The sequence below is a fragment of the Curtobacterium sp. MCLR17_044 genome, assembly GCF_003234435.1.
In the GTDB taxonomy this organism is placed as follows: domain Bacteria; phylum Actinomycetota; class Actinomycetes; order Actinomycetales; family Microbacteriaceae; genus Curtobacterium; species Curtobacterium flaccumfaciens.
In genome coordinates this window covers 1-13,342 of record NZ_QKTC01000009.1, presented here as the reverse complement: position 1 = coordinate 13,342, position 13,342 = coordinate 1, and the positions used below count along the sequence as shown (strand labels likewise).

Genomic DNA, 13,342 nt, shown 5'->3' with positions numbered 1-13,342 from the left:
TCGAAGAGGACGACTCACGCAGTGAGCCCCTCGAAGAGCACCGTCGACAGGTAGCGCTCTCCGGTGTCGCACACGATGGCGACGATCCGCTTGCCGGCGTTCTCGGGGCGTGCGGCGATCTCGAGGGCCGCGTGGATGATCGCGCCGGACGAGATGCCGGACAGGATGCCCTCCTGCGTCGCCAGGGCACGGGCGACCCGGAGCGCGTCGTCGAGCTCGACGTCGAACACCTCGTCGATGACGCTCTGGTCGAGGACCTCTGGCACGAAGTTCGCGCCGATGCCCTGGATCTTGTGCGGACCGGCCTTGCCCTCGGTGAGCAGGGGCGAGTCCTTCGGCTCGACGGCGACGATCTGCACGCCGGGTACGCGCTCCTTGAGCACCTGCCCGACACCGGTGATCGTGCCGCCGGTGCCGACACCCGCGACGAACACGTCGACGTGTTCCTCGGTGTCGCGGAGGATCTCCTCCGCCGTGGTCTTCCGGTGGATCTCGGCGTTCGCAGCCGTCTCGAACTGGTGGGCGAGGATCGCGCCGGGGGTCTCCGCGACGATCGACTCTGCCTTGGCGACCGCGCCCTTCATGCCCTCGGGCCCGGGGGTCAGGACGATCTCGGCCCCGTACGCACGGATGACCGCACGGCGCTCGACGCTCATCGTCTCGGGCATCGTGATGACGACCCGGTACCCGCGAGCGGCGCCGACCAGGGCGAGGGCGATGCCGGTGTTGCCGGACGAGCCCTCGACGATGGTGCCACCGGCCTGCAGCGCACCGGAGGCCTCGGCGGCGTCGATGATCGCGACGCCCAGACGGTCCTTGACGCTGGCACCCGGGTTGTAGAACTCGAGCTTGGCGAGCACCTCGGCCCCGCCCGCCTTCGGCAGCCGGTTCAGCTTGACGAGGGGGGTGTTGCCGAACGCCTGGGAGATGTTCTCGTAGATGGTGCCGCTCATCCGGTCCGTCCTTCGCAGCTCAGGTCGCGCATCGCTCTTCCTGGAGGCGCGGTGTGCGCCCGATCCTAGCGACCGGACCCCAGGCGGTCCTGTCCGTGACGGCGCGTGCGCGCCGGACGCGAGTCGCGCCTCCAGGCCCTTCCTGCCCCGGCCTGCGAAAGCGACAGATGCCCGCGGAAGGTTCGCAGGGTTCTGTCGCTTTCGCGGGAGTGAGCACGACCAGCGCCGAGGAGAGTCGCTTTCGCGGCTCGCCCCACCGCCTCAGCGCACGAACGCCGTCCGGGCGAACCGCTCGTCGGTCGCCTCGAGCACCCGCAGCACGTTGCCACCGGCCAGCGCCCGCAGGTCCGACTCGCCCCACCCGCGTCGGACGAGCTCCGCCGCGAGCACCGGGTACCGCGACACGTCCCGCAGGTCCGGCGGCAGCACCGGGGTGCCGTCGTAGTCGCCGCCGAGGCCCAGGTGCGCCACACCGGCGACGTCGCGGGCGTGCTCGACGTGGTCGGCGACGTCCGACACCGTGACCAGGGGCGGTTCGCCGGCCATGCCCGACTCCTCCCAGTCCGCCCACGCCCGCGACACGAACTTCGGCACGAAGGTGATCATCACGACGCCGCCGTTGTCGGCCAACCGGGCGAGCACGTCGTCGGGCACGTTCCGCGGGTGGTCGTCGATCGCGACGGTCGACGAGTGGCTGAACACGACGGGCCGGGTCGCCACGTCGAGGGTGTCCCGCATGGTGGCCGGTGCGGTGTGGGACAGGTCGACGAGCATGCCGATCCGCTCCATCTCGGCGACGATCTGCCGCCCGCGGTCGGTGAGGCCGCCGTGCGCCCGCTCCCCGGTCGCGGAGTCGGCCCAGGGGGTGTCGTCGTTGTGGGTGAGCGTCATGTAGCGGACGCCGAGCCGCGCGAGGGTGCGGAGGACCGCGAGGTCGTCACCGATCGAGTGCCCGCCCTCGGCGCCGAGCAGCGACGCGATCCGGCCGGAGTCGACGGCGGCACGGACCTCGGCGGCGGTGCGGGCGAGCGCGAGGTCGTCGGGGTAGCGCGCGATGATCCGGTGCGCGAGGTCGACCTGCTGCAGCGTCGTCGTCACGGGGTCCGGGTCGTCCGCGGGCACGAACACCGACCAGAACTGCCCGACGACGCCGCCGGCGCGGAGCTTCGGGATGTCGGTGTGCAGCGAGTCGGTCTCGGTGTCGATGCCCTCGACGCCGGAGTCGTGGCTGTCACGGCGTTCCCAGGGCAGGTCGTTGTGGCCGTCGATGACCGGGAACGGGAGCGCGTCGAACGTCATCCCCCGACGCTACCGCCCGCGCCGTCGTGGCTAGGCTCGAACGGTGCAGCCCGTCACCCTCCGCACCGAGCGACTGGTGCTCTCGGTCCCCGAGCTCGGCGACGCCGACGACGTGGTGGCCTACGCCAACGACCCCGACGTCATCGCTTCCACCCCGGTGCCGGTGCCGTACGGGCACGCCGAGGCACGGTACTGGATCACTGACGTCGTCGCGCCCGGCTGGGTGGCGGACACCCGGTACGAGTTCGGGATCCGGCGCGCGGACGACCTCCGGCTGCTCGGCACGGTCGGCCTGTTCGCCTTCGCCGACGGGGCCGCCGAGATCGGGTACGCCATGCACCCGGACGGTCGCGGCTCCGGCATCATGACCGAGGCCGCCGAGCGCGTGCTGCAGTGGGCCTTCGTCGGTCCGCCCGAGGGACTCGGTCTCGTCCGGGTGCAGTGGCGCGCGATCGCCACGAACACCGCGTCGGCCGCGGTCGCACAGCGGCTCGGTCTTCGGTTCGAAGGACGTACGCGGTCGAGCGTGCTGCACCGCGGCAGCCGGCACGACCAGTTGCTCGCCGCCGCGTTGCACGACGACGATCGGTCCGCCGCGACGGTCTGGCCGACGTCGTGACCGTCTCGTTCCGGGTCGTGACGGACCTGCCGGTTCCGCCGGAGCGCGCCTTCGCGCTGTCGCTCGACATCGGCGCGCACGAGCGATCGATGGCCGCGACCGACGAACGCGCCGTCGCCGGCACGACGGCCGGCATGATCGGCCTGGGCGAGACCGTCACCTGGCGTGCGCGGCACTTCGGGGTCGTCTGGCGGATGACGAGCAGGATCACCGCCCTGGAGGCGCCCCACCGCTTCGTCGACGAACAGGTGCGTGGGCCGTTCGCCCGGTTCCACCACGAGCACCGCTTCGAGCCGTCGGCCGGCGGCACGCGCATGGTCGACACCATCACGTTCCGGGCACCGCTCGGCCTGCTGGGCCGCCTGGCCGAGCTGCTCGCGCTGGCCCGGTACATGCCGCGGCTCATCGCCGACCGCAACGCCTCGCTCGCCGCCGAACTGCGTGCCGAGCTGCGCGCCGGATCGGACGGCGATCAGGGCGCAGCGAGCTCCCCCAACGCGTCGTAGGCGGTGGCGACGGCGTCGACCCGCACCCGGCCACCGGGACCCGAGGCGTCGTAGACGTCGTTCGTGATCGCGGCGACGACGGCGAACAGCGCGGCCATCGAGTCGAACGCCGACGGCGAGTCGACCGGGCAGAGGATCGCGGTGGCGGCGGGAGCGGCGATGACCGCGGCCGTCGGGTCGCCGAGGACGATGACGTCCGCCCCGGAGTCGACGCAGTGCCGGACGATCCGTTCGACCCCGGCGGTGTGCCGACGCACGGTCACCAGGATCACGAGGTCGTGCCGGTCGAGGTCGGCGACCTCTTCGCCGAGTCGCTGCCCGGGCGACGGACCGACCCGGACGTCGGACCGCACCTGCGCCAGCTGGGACCGCAGTTGCAGTGCGATCGGGTACGCGCCGCGTTCACCGAGGACGAGCACGCGGCGGGCACGGACGATCCGACGGGCCAGGCGCGGGCGATCCGCTCGGCCGAGGGACGCGAAGGCCGCGTCGAGGTTGCGCGCCTCGACCGCGCGCTGGTCGACGTGGGCGGCGTCCTCGGCGACCCACGGCAGGCCCGAACCCCGTGCGGACATCAGGTTCTGCCGGACCTCGGCGGCGTCCTGGAACCCCAGCGACCGCACGAGTCGCGAGACCGTGGCCTTCGAGGTGCCGGACTCGGCCGCGAGTTCGGCGGAGGTGCCGACGAGCAGGAGTTCCGGGTCGTGGCGGACCATGGCGGCGACCCGTCGTTCGGCGGGCGAGAGCTGTTCCCACACGGAGTCGATCCGGGCGCGGACGTCGGGGCCGGCGGTGCTCATGCGCGGGCCACCCGGTCGACGGCGACGGCCAGGGCGTCGAGGCCGAGGGCGATGTCCGGCGTCGACACGAACTCGTCCGGGTGGTGGCTGATGCCGTCGGGGTTGCGGAGGAACAGCATCGCCACGTCGGTCACGAGCCCGAGCGACATCGCGTCGTGGCCGGCTCGTGAGAACAGCTCCATCGGCGCGGTCTCGCCCGTCGACACGATCCCGGCGCGGACGGCGTCCATCAGCCGGGGCGAGCAGAACACCGCGGGTGCACGGTGCACCTCGGTCGGGGTGACGCTCACCCCGCGCCGTTCACCGATGAGTGTGAAGGCCTTGGAGAGTTCGTCCCAGACCTCGTCGCGCTCGTCGTCGAACTCGCCGCGCAGATCGACGGAGAACCGTGCGAGCCCGGGGACGACGTTGACGGCTCCGGGCTCGACGGTCATCGTGCCGACGGTGCCGACCTGGTGCGATGCCCGGCAGATCCGTTCCACCGCGAGCGCGGCCTCGGCGGCGGCGAGCAGGGCGTCGTGCCGGCGCTCGTAGGGGGTGCCGCCGGCGTGCCGGGCCTCTCCCACGGCCTCGACCGAGAACCGGCGGGCACTCGCGATGCTCGTGACGACCCCGAGGGCCTGCCCGGCCTGCTCGAGGTACGGCCCCTGCTCGATGTGCGCCTCGAGGTAGCCGACCACCGACGCCGGGTCGACCGCGGCGTCGCCGACGCGCTCCGGGTCGAGGCCGAAGTCGGTGAAGGCCTGCCGGAGCGTGACGCCGTCACCGTCGGTCAGGTTCCACCAGGCGTCGTCCCAGACCCCGGCCACCGCGGACGACCCGAGCAGGGCCTTGCCGAAGCGCGTGCCCTCTTCGTCGGAGAACGCGATGACCTCGAGCGCGACGGGCAGCGGACCGTCCGCGGTGAGCCGGGCGGCGGTGCGGATGGCCATGAGCACCCCGACGACGCCGTCGTACCGTCCGGCGTCGACCACGGTGTCCAGGTGCGAGCCGAGCAGCAGCACGGGGGCGTCGGGCGTCGCGCCCGCGGCCCGGCCGTGCAGGTTGCCGGCGGCGTCCTGCCAGGTGGACAGTCCGGCGTCCTGCATCCAGCCCGCGACGAGGGCGTTCGCCCGGGCGTGCTCGGGCGACAGGTAGACGCGGGTGATCCGGCCCGGTTCGGCACTGAGGGCGGCGAGCTCGTCGCACCAGCGGGCGACGAGTTCGGCGTCGGCGGTGCCCACGGCGGTGGCGTTCAGGACGGGCACGGCGCTCACGCGAGCACCTCGGCCCCGGCGGGAGCGACCGCTGCGGTGTCGTCGCGGAAGACGTCGAGGGCGGCATCGACACCACCGCCGTGCGGGACCGCGTGCCCGGCCCGGCGCAGGGTGTGCTCGAGCGCGGCCAGGGTCGTGACCACGGTGTCCTTCCGGGCGTTGTAGCCCATCGTGCCGATGCGCCAGACCCGACCGTGCAGCGGCCCGAACGAGGTGCCGATCTCGATCCCGTGGTCGTCGAGCATCGCGCCGCGCACCTGGTCGCCGACGACGTCGGACGGGATCTCGACGGCGACGACGTTGTGCATCTTGTGGGCGACGTCGCCGAATACCGGGAGCCCGAGGGCCTGCACCCCGGCGAGCATCGCGCGCCCGGCGGTCTCGTGGCGGGCGACGACCGCGTCGCGGCCTTCCTCGAGCAGGATGCGGGCGCACTCGTGCGCGGCGTAGAGCATCGAAGCGGCCTCGGTGTGGTGGTTCAGGCGGCGGGGGCCCCAGTAGTCGAGGATCATCGCGAGGTCGAGGTAGTTCGAGCGGATCGGTTCGTCGGCGACGTCGTCACCGGGTTCCCGGATGCCGGCCTCGACGCTCCGCCGCTCGTCGAGCACGGCCACGGCCTTCGGCGACAGCGTGACGGGTGCGCTGCCGGACGGGCCGCCGAGGCACTTCTGCAGCCCGGCGCTCACGGCGTCGATCCCCCAGGCGTCGACCTCGAGCGGGTTGCCGCCGACCGTCGCCGTGGCGTCGGTGTAGAGCAGGACGCCGTACCGCTCGCAGATCGCACCGAGTTCGTCGAGCGGCTGGTTCATCGTGGTCGAGGTGTCGCCCTGCACGACCGCCAGCACCTTCGGCCGGACGCGGGCGATGGCCGACTCGATCGCGGACGGCGTGAAGACCTGGCCCCAGTCGGTCTCGATGGTGTGGACCTCGGCCCCGGCACGGCCGGCGATCTCGGCGAGCAGGTGCCCGAACCGACCGAACACCGGCACGAGCACGCGGTCACCCGGGGCGAGCAGTGACACCAGCACCGCTTCGATCCCCGCACGCGAGGTGCCGTCCACGAGCAGCGTCGCGTCGTTGCGGGTGCCGAACACGCGGCGGTAGAGCGCCTGCGTCTCGTTCATCGTCGAGGTCATCCAGGGGTCGTACTGGCCGACGAGCGGCGTCGACAGGGCACGGAGCACGCGCGGGTCGGCGTCGATCGGACCGGGCCCCATGAGGAGACGGGCGGGTGGGTTCACTGGGAGCATGGTGGTTCCTTCCGTTCCTGATCCGACGATACCGGAACGATCGTTACAGGGGTGTTTCCGCCGCGAGCACGGGCCGTCCGGCCAGCTGCCCCTCGACGCCGACCACGCCGCCGTCCGCCGTGGCGATGCGACGGCCGCGGAGCCAGGTCTCGGTGACGCTGCCGCGCACGCGGAGCCCGTCGAACGCGGACACCGGGTTGCGGTGCTCGAGCCCGGCGACGTCGACGACGGACTCGGCGGACGGATCGAACACGGCGAAGTGCGCCAGGGCACCGGGAGCGATCACCCCGCGGTCGCGCAGCCCGACCAGGGCGGCCGGACCGGTCGTGAACAGCGGGAGCAGCGCCTCGAGCGGGATCCCTCGGTGCTCGGCCTCGGTCCACACCGCCCGGAACCCGACCTGCAGGCCGGCGACCCCGCCCCAGGCGAGACCCCAGTCATCGGTCTTCAGATCGGCAGTGGAGGGCGAGTGGTCCGACACGACGAGGTCGATCGTGCCGTCGAGCACGCCGCCCCACAGCGCGTCGCGGTTGGCGTCGTCGCGGATCGGTGGGCAGCACTTGTAGGCGGTCGCGCCGTCCGGGATCGTGCCCGCCTCGAACGACAGGTAGTGCGGGCACGTCTCGACCGTGATCCGGACGCCGTCGTCCTTCGCCGTGCGGAGCATCGGCAGTGCGCCCGCGTCGGACAGGTGCAGCACGTGCACCCGCGCACCGGTCGCCCGCGCGCCGTCGATGACCTGCGCGATCGCGGACCGTTCGGCGGCGACGGGCCGGGTGGCCAGGAAGTCGGCGTACCGGCCGCCGAGCGCGCGGTGCGGCACGAGGTGTTCCGGGTCCTCGGCGTGCACGATCAGCAGGGCGTCGATACCGGCGACCTCGGCGATCGCGGCGCGGAGCTGCTCGGGGTCGAGGTGCGGGAACTCGTCGACACCGCTCGGCGCCGTGAAGCACTTGAACCCGAAGACGCCGGCGTCGTGCAGGGTGTCGAGCGACCCGAGACCCTCGGGGACCGCGCCACCCCAGAACCCGACGTCGACCGCCACCCGGCCCTCGGCACTCGCACGTTTGACCGCGAGCGCCTCGACCGTGGTCGTCGCGGGGATGGAGTTGAGCGGCATGTCCACGATCGTGGTGACGCCGCCCATCGCAGCGGCCCGGGTCGCGGACGCGAAGCCCTCCCACTCGGTGCGGCCGGGCTCGTTGACGTGCACGTGCGTGTCGACGAGTCCGGGGAGCAGCACCTGCCCGGCCGGCACGGTGTGGTCCTGCACGGCGTCGACGACCGCGTCGACGGGCAGGACGCCGGTGACCCGGCCGTCGTGGACGACGACCGCGGCAGGACGGAACGCCCCGTCGACCCAGGCTCGCTGCGCGCGGACGACCAGGTCTGCCGTGTCGCCCGCCGGGAGGCCCGTCATGCGCCCGCCCCGGCCGTCTCGACCGCCGCCGGGTGGCGTTCGAAGCCCGCCAGCAGCCCCGACATGACCTTCACCGGCGGCAGGGCGTACTCGCCGCGCTTGCCCGTGGACAACCCGAGCCGGACGAGCGACTCCGTCAGGACCGTGGCCGCCGCGACGCCGTCGACGACCGGTGCCCCGATGGCCAGCGAGACCTCGGCGCAGAAGTCGGCCATGCCCGCGCAGCCGAGCACGACGGCATCGGCTCCCCCGTCGATGACCGCTCGGCACTCCTCGATCACGAGCGCCCGCGCTCCGGACTCGGGGTCGTCGAGCTCGAGCACCGGGACCTCGCACGCCCGGATCTCCGTGACGAGCGGGGCGAAGCCGTAGCGCTGGGCGAGCTCGTGGGCGCGGCCGGTCGTCCGCGCCAGGGTGGTGACCACGCCGAACCGCCTGCCGAGCATCGCGGCGGCGTGGAACCCGGCCTCCGCGATCCCGATCACCGGCACCGTCGCGAGCTCCCGCGCGGCGTCGAGCCCCGGGTCCCCGAAGCAGGCGACGACGAACGCGTCCACCCCGTCCTGCTCGCCGCGGGCGATCTGCTCGAGCAACCCGGGCACGGCCAGGGCCTCTTCGTAGTGGCTCTCGATCGAGGCCGGCCCCATCGAGGGTTCGACCGCTTCGACCAGCGTGCCGGGAGCGGCGGCGGCCTGGGCCGCGACGCCGATCGCCCGTGTCATCGACGCGGTGGTGTTGGGGTTGACGACGCGGATGCGCATCGGGGTCCTTCCGGTGGAGCGAGTGGAGCGGTGGAACCGGTGGTGCTGGGTGGTGACCATCGTGGCGGGGGCGGGGCGGGCCTCCCGGCCGTGGTGTGGATCTGTGGACGACCGAGCGCCGCGACCCGCCCTGTGGAGGACGGGCCGCGACGCCGGGGGTCAGGCGCGACCGACGGCCGCGCCGTCGTCGACCGAGGGGTCGTCCGCGTCGAGCACGGGCATGCTCGGCCGGACACGCTCGAGCGCCCAGAAGACGACGAGGCCCAGGCCGCACCCGATGAACCAGCTGTAGCTCGACAGCCACGGCAGCACGCCGACTGCCGGGGGCAGGACCGCGCTCGCCACCGAGATCGCGCCGGTGACCACGAGGGTCCAGATGGCGTTCGGGTTGAACCCGCCGCGGTACCAGTACCGGGCCGTGCGGCTCGTGGAGTACATGTCGTCGATCGCGATGCGCTGCTTGCCGACGATGTAGTAGCCCGCGATGAGGATGCCGAACAGCGGGCCGATCAGCGCACCGAGCACCCCGAGCGTGTACAGGATCGCCTGGTCGTTGCCGTACCAGTTCCACGGGGTGAGGAGCACGGAGCCGACCGCGGCGATCATGCCCCCGGCCCGCCACGAGATCTTCCGGGGTGCCACGTTCGAGAAGTCGAACGCGGGGCTGATGAAGTTCGCCACGATGTTGATGCCGACGGTCGCGGTGACGAAGGTCAGGCCGCCGAGCAGGATCGCGAAGGGTGCTCCGATGGCCTGCACGGTCTCGATCGGGTCGGTGATGAGCTTGCCGAACACCGGCACCGTCGCGCTGGCGCAGAGGACCGTCAGGACCGAGAAGAACAGGAAGTTGATCGGCAGACCCCAGAAGTTGCCGCGCTTGACCGCACGGAACGACCGGCCGTAGCGCGAGAAGTCACCGAAGTTCAGCATCGGGCCGGAGAAGTAGCTGACCACCAGGGCGACCGCGGACAGCATCACCGGGATCGACGCCCCGAACGACAGCGGCTCGCCGGCCGACAGGGTGAACGAGATGTTGCCGATGCCCGCCTGGCTGACCAGGTAGACCGCGAGCACGATCATCACCACGTAGACCGCCGGTCCGGCCCAGTCGATGAACCGCTTGATCGCCTCCATGCCCATCCAGAACAGCGCGCCCTGTGCCACCCAGAGGATCGCGTACGAGATCCAGCCCAGGGCCGACAGCCCGAGGAACGAGTGGTCGAGCAGCCCCGCCGACGCCGGGATGAACTTGAGGAAGATGATGTTCAGCGACTGGGCGGCGAGGAAGGTCTGCACGCCGTACCAGGCCATCGCGATGAGGCCGCGGATGATGGCGGGGACGTTCGCGCCGAGCACCCCGAACACCGCGCGGTTGATCACCGGGTACGGCACGCCGGTGCGCTGCGACGGCTTCGCGACCAGGTTGGCGAAGACCTGCACGATGAGGATGCCGACCACCAGGGCGATGAGCACCTGCCAGCTCGCGATCCCGAGGGCGAAGAGCGACCCGGCGGTGACGTAGCCGCCGACCGAGTGCACGTCGGACATCCAGAAGGCGAAGAAGTTGTAGCTCGTCCAGCGCTGCTCGCGCAGCGGGGCGAGGTCCTCGTTCGTGAGCGCCGGGTCGTACCCGGGCTTGACGACACCGGCGCCCGCTGGGGCGGGAGCGACGGTCGTGGTGGGGGCGTGGGGCGCGGCGACTGGTGTCGCGATGTCGGTAGCCATGGCGTCCTCCGAGGGAGTGGGAAGCGGGGCGGTGCGTGCTTGAGCACGAAGCTACGGAGCGACTTCGCCCCCGCCGTTTCCCTCGTGTAACGGTCGTGTGTCCCGCACCCCGTCCTGGAACGACCGTTCCGGGACGGTGGTCGAGACCGGCGCCGACCGCTCCCGGTGCCGCGCGCGGAGCCACGGTGCGGCTTGCCGCATCGATGGGCACCGACCCCGCACGGACCCCGCTCCGACCCGAGCAGCGGGGACCGCCGGTGGTACGAATCGACCATGAGCAGGGGAATCAGGATCGACCACGTGGGCGTCACGGTGCCGGACATCGACGCAGCCACGCAGTTCTTCGAGGCGGCGTTCGACGCCGTCGTCCTGTACGACATGCGGCGTCGTGACGAGACGCCGAACAGCAGTTCCGAGGCGCACGGCTACCTCGGCATCCCGAGCACCATGGCGCAGGGGGCCATGCGGATGCTCGCGCTGCCGGAGGGGCCGGGGCTCGAGCTGTTCGAGTACCTGGGGCCCGAGCAGCGGAACGCCGCACACCCGTCCGACCTGGGGTGGCAGCACCTGGCGATGTACGCCGACGACCTGGACGAGACGCTCGCCCGGGTCGAGTCAGCCGGCGGTACCCGGAATTCCGACCCGCGCGACCTGCGTGGCGACGAGGCGGGGGCCGGCAACCGGTTCGTCTACACGCGCACGCCGTGGGGGTCGACACTCGAGCTCGTCAGCTACCCGACGCCGCAGCCGTACCTGGTGTACGCGCCGCGGCCGAAGTGGGCGCCGTGGCCGATGCCCGACGACGTCTACCCGGTGCCGGCACCCGCCGTGCACTGACGACCGACCGCCACACCGACCGACCAACACACCGACCGACAGACCGTCCTCTCAGTGGCGGGGCACCTGCCCCGTCCGCCGTACGGCCCGTTCGAGCAGTTCGACGTCGATCCCGACGTGCTGCCGGGCGATCACGCCCGCCTCGGGCGCCCGCCCCGAACACACCGCGTCCACCAGCAGTTCGTGCTCGTGGAGCGCGCGGGTCTCCATCTCCGCCATGCCCTCGGCCGTGCCCCACAGGTGCGCCGGAGCGGCGATGGAGATCTGCGCCTCCAACCCGGCGAGCGCCGTCCGCAGGGCGTCGTTCCGCGCGGCGTCGATGATCGTCCGGTGCAGCACGGCGTCGGCCTGCTGCTTCTCGAGTCCCGAGGTGGCGTCACGGAACACCTCGAGCCGCGCACGGATCAGGGCGGCGTCGTCCGGGGTGACCCGTTCCGCGGCGGCCGTCGCGAGCGCCCCGTGCAGCAGCGCGATGGCGTCGGCGGTGTCCTGGATCGCCTCCCACCGGGCGAGCAGCACCCGCCCGACGGCGTCCGAAGAGTTGTCCGGCCACTCGGTGCGGACGAACGTGCCGCCGCCCCGGCCTCGACGGGTCTCGAGCAGCCCCCGTTCGACGAGCCGCGCGATCGCACCGCGCACGGTGACCCGGGCGACGCCGAGCAGGCCGGCCAGTTCGCGTTCCGGCGGCAGGTTCGCGCCGGGCAGGTACTCACCCACGGCGACGGCGGTCACGAGGCGGTCCTCGACCTCGTCGACGCGCGTCTCGGTCGCACGATCGGACACACGGACCCCCTTCGCGGTGTTACGACCACGTTAAGGCAGCAGAAAAGGTATTGCGTGGGACCTTTTTCCGCTCCATGCTGACCCCCATGTCCAGCATCACCGAATCCACGATGCCGTTCCGCGACGGCGAGACCTGGTACCGGGTCACCACGCCCGACACCCCGGTCGCGGGCGCGCTGCCCCTCGTCGTCCTGCACGGCGGGCCCGGCATGGCCCACGACTACCTCCGGAACCTCGCGGCCCTGGCCGACGAGACCGGCCGGACCGTCGTCCACCACGACCAGTTCGGCTGCGGCCGGAGCAGCCACCGCCCGGACGCGCCGGTCGACACCTGGCAGCCGCAGCTGTTCGTCGACGAGTACGCCGCCCTGGTCGAGCACCTCGGGCTCGGCGACCACCACGTGCTCGGGCAGTCGTGGGGCGGCATGCTCGGCGCCGAGATCGCGGTGCAGCAGCCCGCTGGGCTCCGGTCGCTGGCGATCTGCAACTCCCCCGCCTCGATGCAGCTCTGGGTCGACGGCGCCGCCGAGCTCCGCGCGCAGCTGCCCGCCGACGTGCAGGACGCCCTGACCCGGCACGAGACGGCCGGCACCGTCGACGACCCCGAGTACCTGGCGGCGACGCAGGTCTTCTACGAGCGGCACGTCTGCCGCGTGGTCCCGATGCCGCAGGACTTCGTCGACTCCGAGGAGCAGATGGAGCGCGAGCCGACGGTCTACCACACGATGAACGGCCCGAACGAGTTCCACGTCATCGGCACGATGCGCGACTGGACCATCGTCGACCGGCTCGATCGTGTCGCCGTGCCGACGCTCGTCGTCGCCGGCGAGCACGACGAGGCCACCCCCGCCACGTGGGCGCCGTTCGTCGAGCGGATCGCCGACGTCCAGCAGCACGTCTTCCCCGGCGCGAGCCACTGCTCGCACCTGGAACAGCCGGCGGAGTTCCGCCGGGTCGTCGCGGCCTTCCTGGCCGCGCACGACGACGCCTGACCCGGCCACCTTCGGTCTGGAGGCGCGGGACGGGCCCGCCCCGCGCCTCCAGTCCGCACCGTGCGCGGTCCGCGATCCCGTGCCGCATCCGCGCGAGCCGCACCGTGCGCGGTGCGTCACCCGGTGCGAGCCTGACGGCCT

Annotated in this window: 13 protein-coding genes; 4 read left to right on the top strand and 9 right to left on the bottom strand. The window is 72.5% G+C overall.

The window, feature by feature from the left end:
• Nucleotides 1-14 precede the first annotated feature (14 nt).
• Together cysK and DEJ04_RS07700 are read right to left on the bottom strand one after the other, a co-directional pair.
• A complete protein-coding gene (cysK, locus tag DEJ04_RS07705; RefSeq protein WP_027466262.1) occupies nt 15-953 on the bottom strand; it encodes a cysteine synthase A in 939 nt (312 codons plus the stop codon).
• 261 nt (nt 954-1,214) lie between these two features.
• Nucleotides 1,215-2,252 (bottom strand): dipeptidase, encoded by a 1,038-nt coding sequence (locus DEJ04_RS07700; protein ID WP_111046739.1) that lies wholly within the window; start codon nt 2,250-2,252, stop codon nt 1,215-1,217.
• A gap of 43 nt (nt 2,253-2,295) precedes the next feature.
• Between DEJ04_RS07700 and DEJ04_RS07695 the strand changes: the two genes are divergently transcribed.
• Both DEJ04_RS07695 and DEJ04_RS07690 read left to right on the top strand, forming a co-directional pair.
• Nucleotides 2,296-2,871 carry a GNAT family N-acetyltransferase gene (locus DEJ04_RS07695; protein WP_111046738.1) on the top strand — a complete coding sequence of 192 codons (576 nt, stop codon included), beginning with the start codon at nt 2,296-2,298 and terminating at the stop codon, nt 2,869-2,871.
• A complete protein-coding gene (locus DEJ04_RS07690) occupies nt 2,868-3,377 on the top strand; it encodes an SRPBCC family protein (protein ID WP_111046737.1) in 510 nt (169 codons plus the stop codon). Before DEJ04_RS07695 ends, DEJ04_RS07690 begins: the two co-directional genes overlap by 4 nt.
• Here DEJ04_RS07690 and DEJ04_RS07685 read toward each other — a convergent pair.
• The 6 genes from DEJ04_RS07685 to DEJ04_RS07660 all read right to left on the bottom strand — a co-directional run bounded on the left by DEJ04_RS07685 (nt 3,344) and on the right by DEJ04_RS07660 (nt 10,589).
• Nucleotides 3,344-4,177 (bottom strand): MurR/RpiR family transcriptional regulator, encoded by an 834-nt coding sequence (locus DEJ04_RS07685; protein ID WP_111032069.1) that lies wholly within the window; start codon nt 4,175-4,177, stop codon nt 3,344-3,346. The two genes, DEJ04_RS07690 and DEJ04_RS07685, sit on opposite strands and share 34 nt — an antisense overlap.
• The gene (locus DEJ04_RS07680; protein WP_111046736.1) at nt 4,174-5,433 is read right to left on the bottom strand and encodes an allantoate amidohydrolase; all 1,260 of its coding nucleotides are present in this window, start codon (nt 5,431-5,433) and stop codon (nt 4,174-4,176) included. Before DEJ04_RS07680 ends, DEJ04_RS07685 begins: the two co-directional genes overlap by 4 nt.
• A complete protein-coding gene (locus DEJ04_RS07675) occupies nt 5,430-6,683 on the bottom strand; it encodes an alanine--glyoxylate aminotransferase family protein (protein WP_110863478.1) in 1,254 nt (417 codons plus the stop codon). The genes DEJ04_RS07680 and DEJ04_RS07675 overlap by 4 nt, the downstream gene beginning before the upstream one ends.
• A gap of 43 nt (nt 6,684-6,726) precedes the next feature.
• Nucleotides 6,727-8,103, bottom strand: coding sequence for an allantoinase AllB (gene allB / locus DEJ04_RS07670; protein ID WP_111046735.1), 1,377 nt, complete (start codon nt 8,101-8,103; stop codon nt 6,727-6,729).
• On the bottom strand, nt 8,100-8,864 hold the full coding sequence (locus DEJ04_RS07665; RefSeq protein WP_111046734.1) for an aspartate/glutamate racemase family protein: 765 nt from the start codon (nt 8,862-8,864) through the stop codon (nt 8,100-8,102). The genes allB and DEJ04_RS07665 overlap by 4 nt, the downstream gene beginning before the upstream one ends.
• A 159-nt stretch (nt 8,865-9,023) precedes the next feature.
• The gene (locus DEJ04_RS07660; protein WP_111046733.1) at nt 9,024-10,589 is read right to left on the bottom strand and encodes an NCS1 family nucleobase:cation symporter-1; all 1,566 of its coding nucleotides are present in this window, start codon (nt 10,587-10,589) and stop codon (nt 9,024-9,026) included.
• Nucleotides 10,590-10,862: 273 nt separating this feature from the next.
• Between DEJ04_RS07660 and DEJ04_RS07655 the strand changes: the two genes are divergently transcribed.
• Nucleotides 10,863-11,426, top strand: coding sequence for a VOC family protein (locus tag DEJ04_RS07655; RefSeq protein WP_071405071.1), 564 nt, complete (start codon nt 10,863-10,865; stop codon nt 11,424-11,426).
• A gap of 51 nt (nt 11,427-11,477) precedes the next feature.
• Here DEJ04_RS07655 and DEJ04_RS07650 read toward each other — a convergent pair whose 3' ends face one another.
• Complete coding sequence (locus DEJ04_RS07650; RefSeq protein ID WP_111022162.1) at nt 11,478-12,209, bottom strand: FadR/GntR family transcriptional regulator; 732 nt, start codon at nt 12,207-12,209, stop codon at nt 11,478-11,480.
• An 86-nt stretch (nt 12,210-12,295) separates the two neighbouring features.
• Between DEJ04_RS07650 and DEJ04_RS07645 the strand changes: the two genes are divergently transcribed.
• Nucleotides 12,296-13,201 (top strand): proline iminopeptidase-family hydrolase, encoded by a 906-nt coding sequence (locus DEJ04_RS07645; RefSeq protein ID WP_258371336.1) that lies wholly within the window; start codon nt 12,296-12,298, stop codon nt 13,199-13,201.
• Nucleotides 13,202-13,342 lie beyond the last annotated feature (141 nt).

Coding starts and splice junctions, on each gene's coding strand:
- DEJ04_RS07660 (WP_111046733.1), bottom strand. CDS start 10,589: ATGGCTACCGACATCGCGACACCAGTCGCCGCGCCCCACGCCCCCACC.
- allB (WP_111046735.1), bottom strand. CDS start 8,103: ATGACGGGCCTCCCGGCGGGCGACACGGCAGACCTGGTCGTCCGCGCG.
- DEJ04_RS07645 (WP_258371336.1), top strand. CDS start 12,296: ATGTCCAGCATCACCGAATCCACGATGCCGTTCCGCGACGGCGAGACC.
- DEJ04_RS07675 (WP_110863478.1), bottom strand. CDS start 6,683: ATGCTCCCAGTGAACCCACCCGCCCGTCTCCTCATGGGGCCCGGTCCG.
- DEJ04_RS07685 (WP_111032069.1), bottom strand. CDS start 4,177: ATGAGCACCGCCGGCCCCGACGTCCGCGCCCGGATCGACTCCGTGTGG.
- DEJ04_RS07665 (WP_111046734.1), bottom strand. CDS start 8,864: ATGCGCATCCGCGTCGTCAACCCCAACACCACCGCGTCGATGACACGG.
- DEJ04_RS07655 (WP_071405071.1), top strand. CDS start 10,863: ATGAGCAGGGGAATCAGGATCGACCACGTGGGCGTCACGGTGCCGGAC.
- cysK (WP_027466262.1), bottom strand. CDS start 953: ATGAGCGGCACCATCTACGAGAACATCTCCCAGGCGTTCGGCAACACC.
- DEJ04_RS07700 (WP_111046739.1), bottom strand. CDS start 2,252: ATGACGTTCGACGCGCTCCCGTTCCCGGTCATCGACGGCCACAACGAC.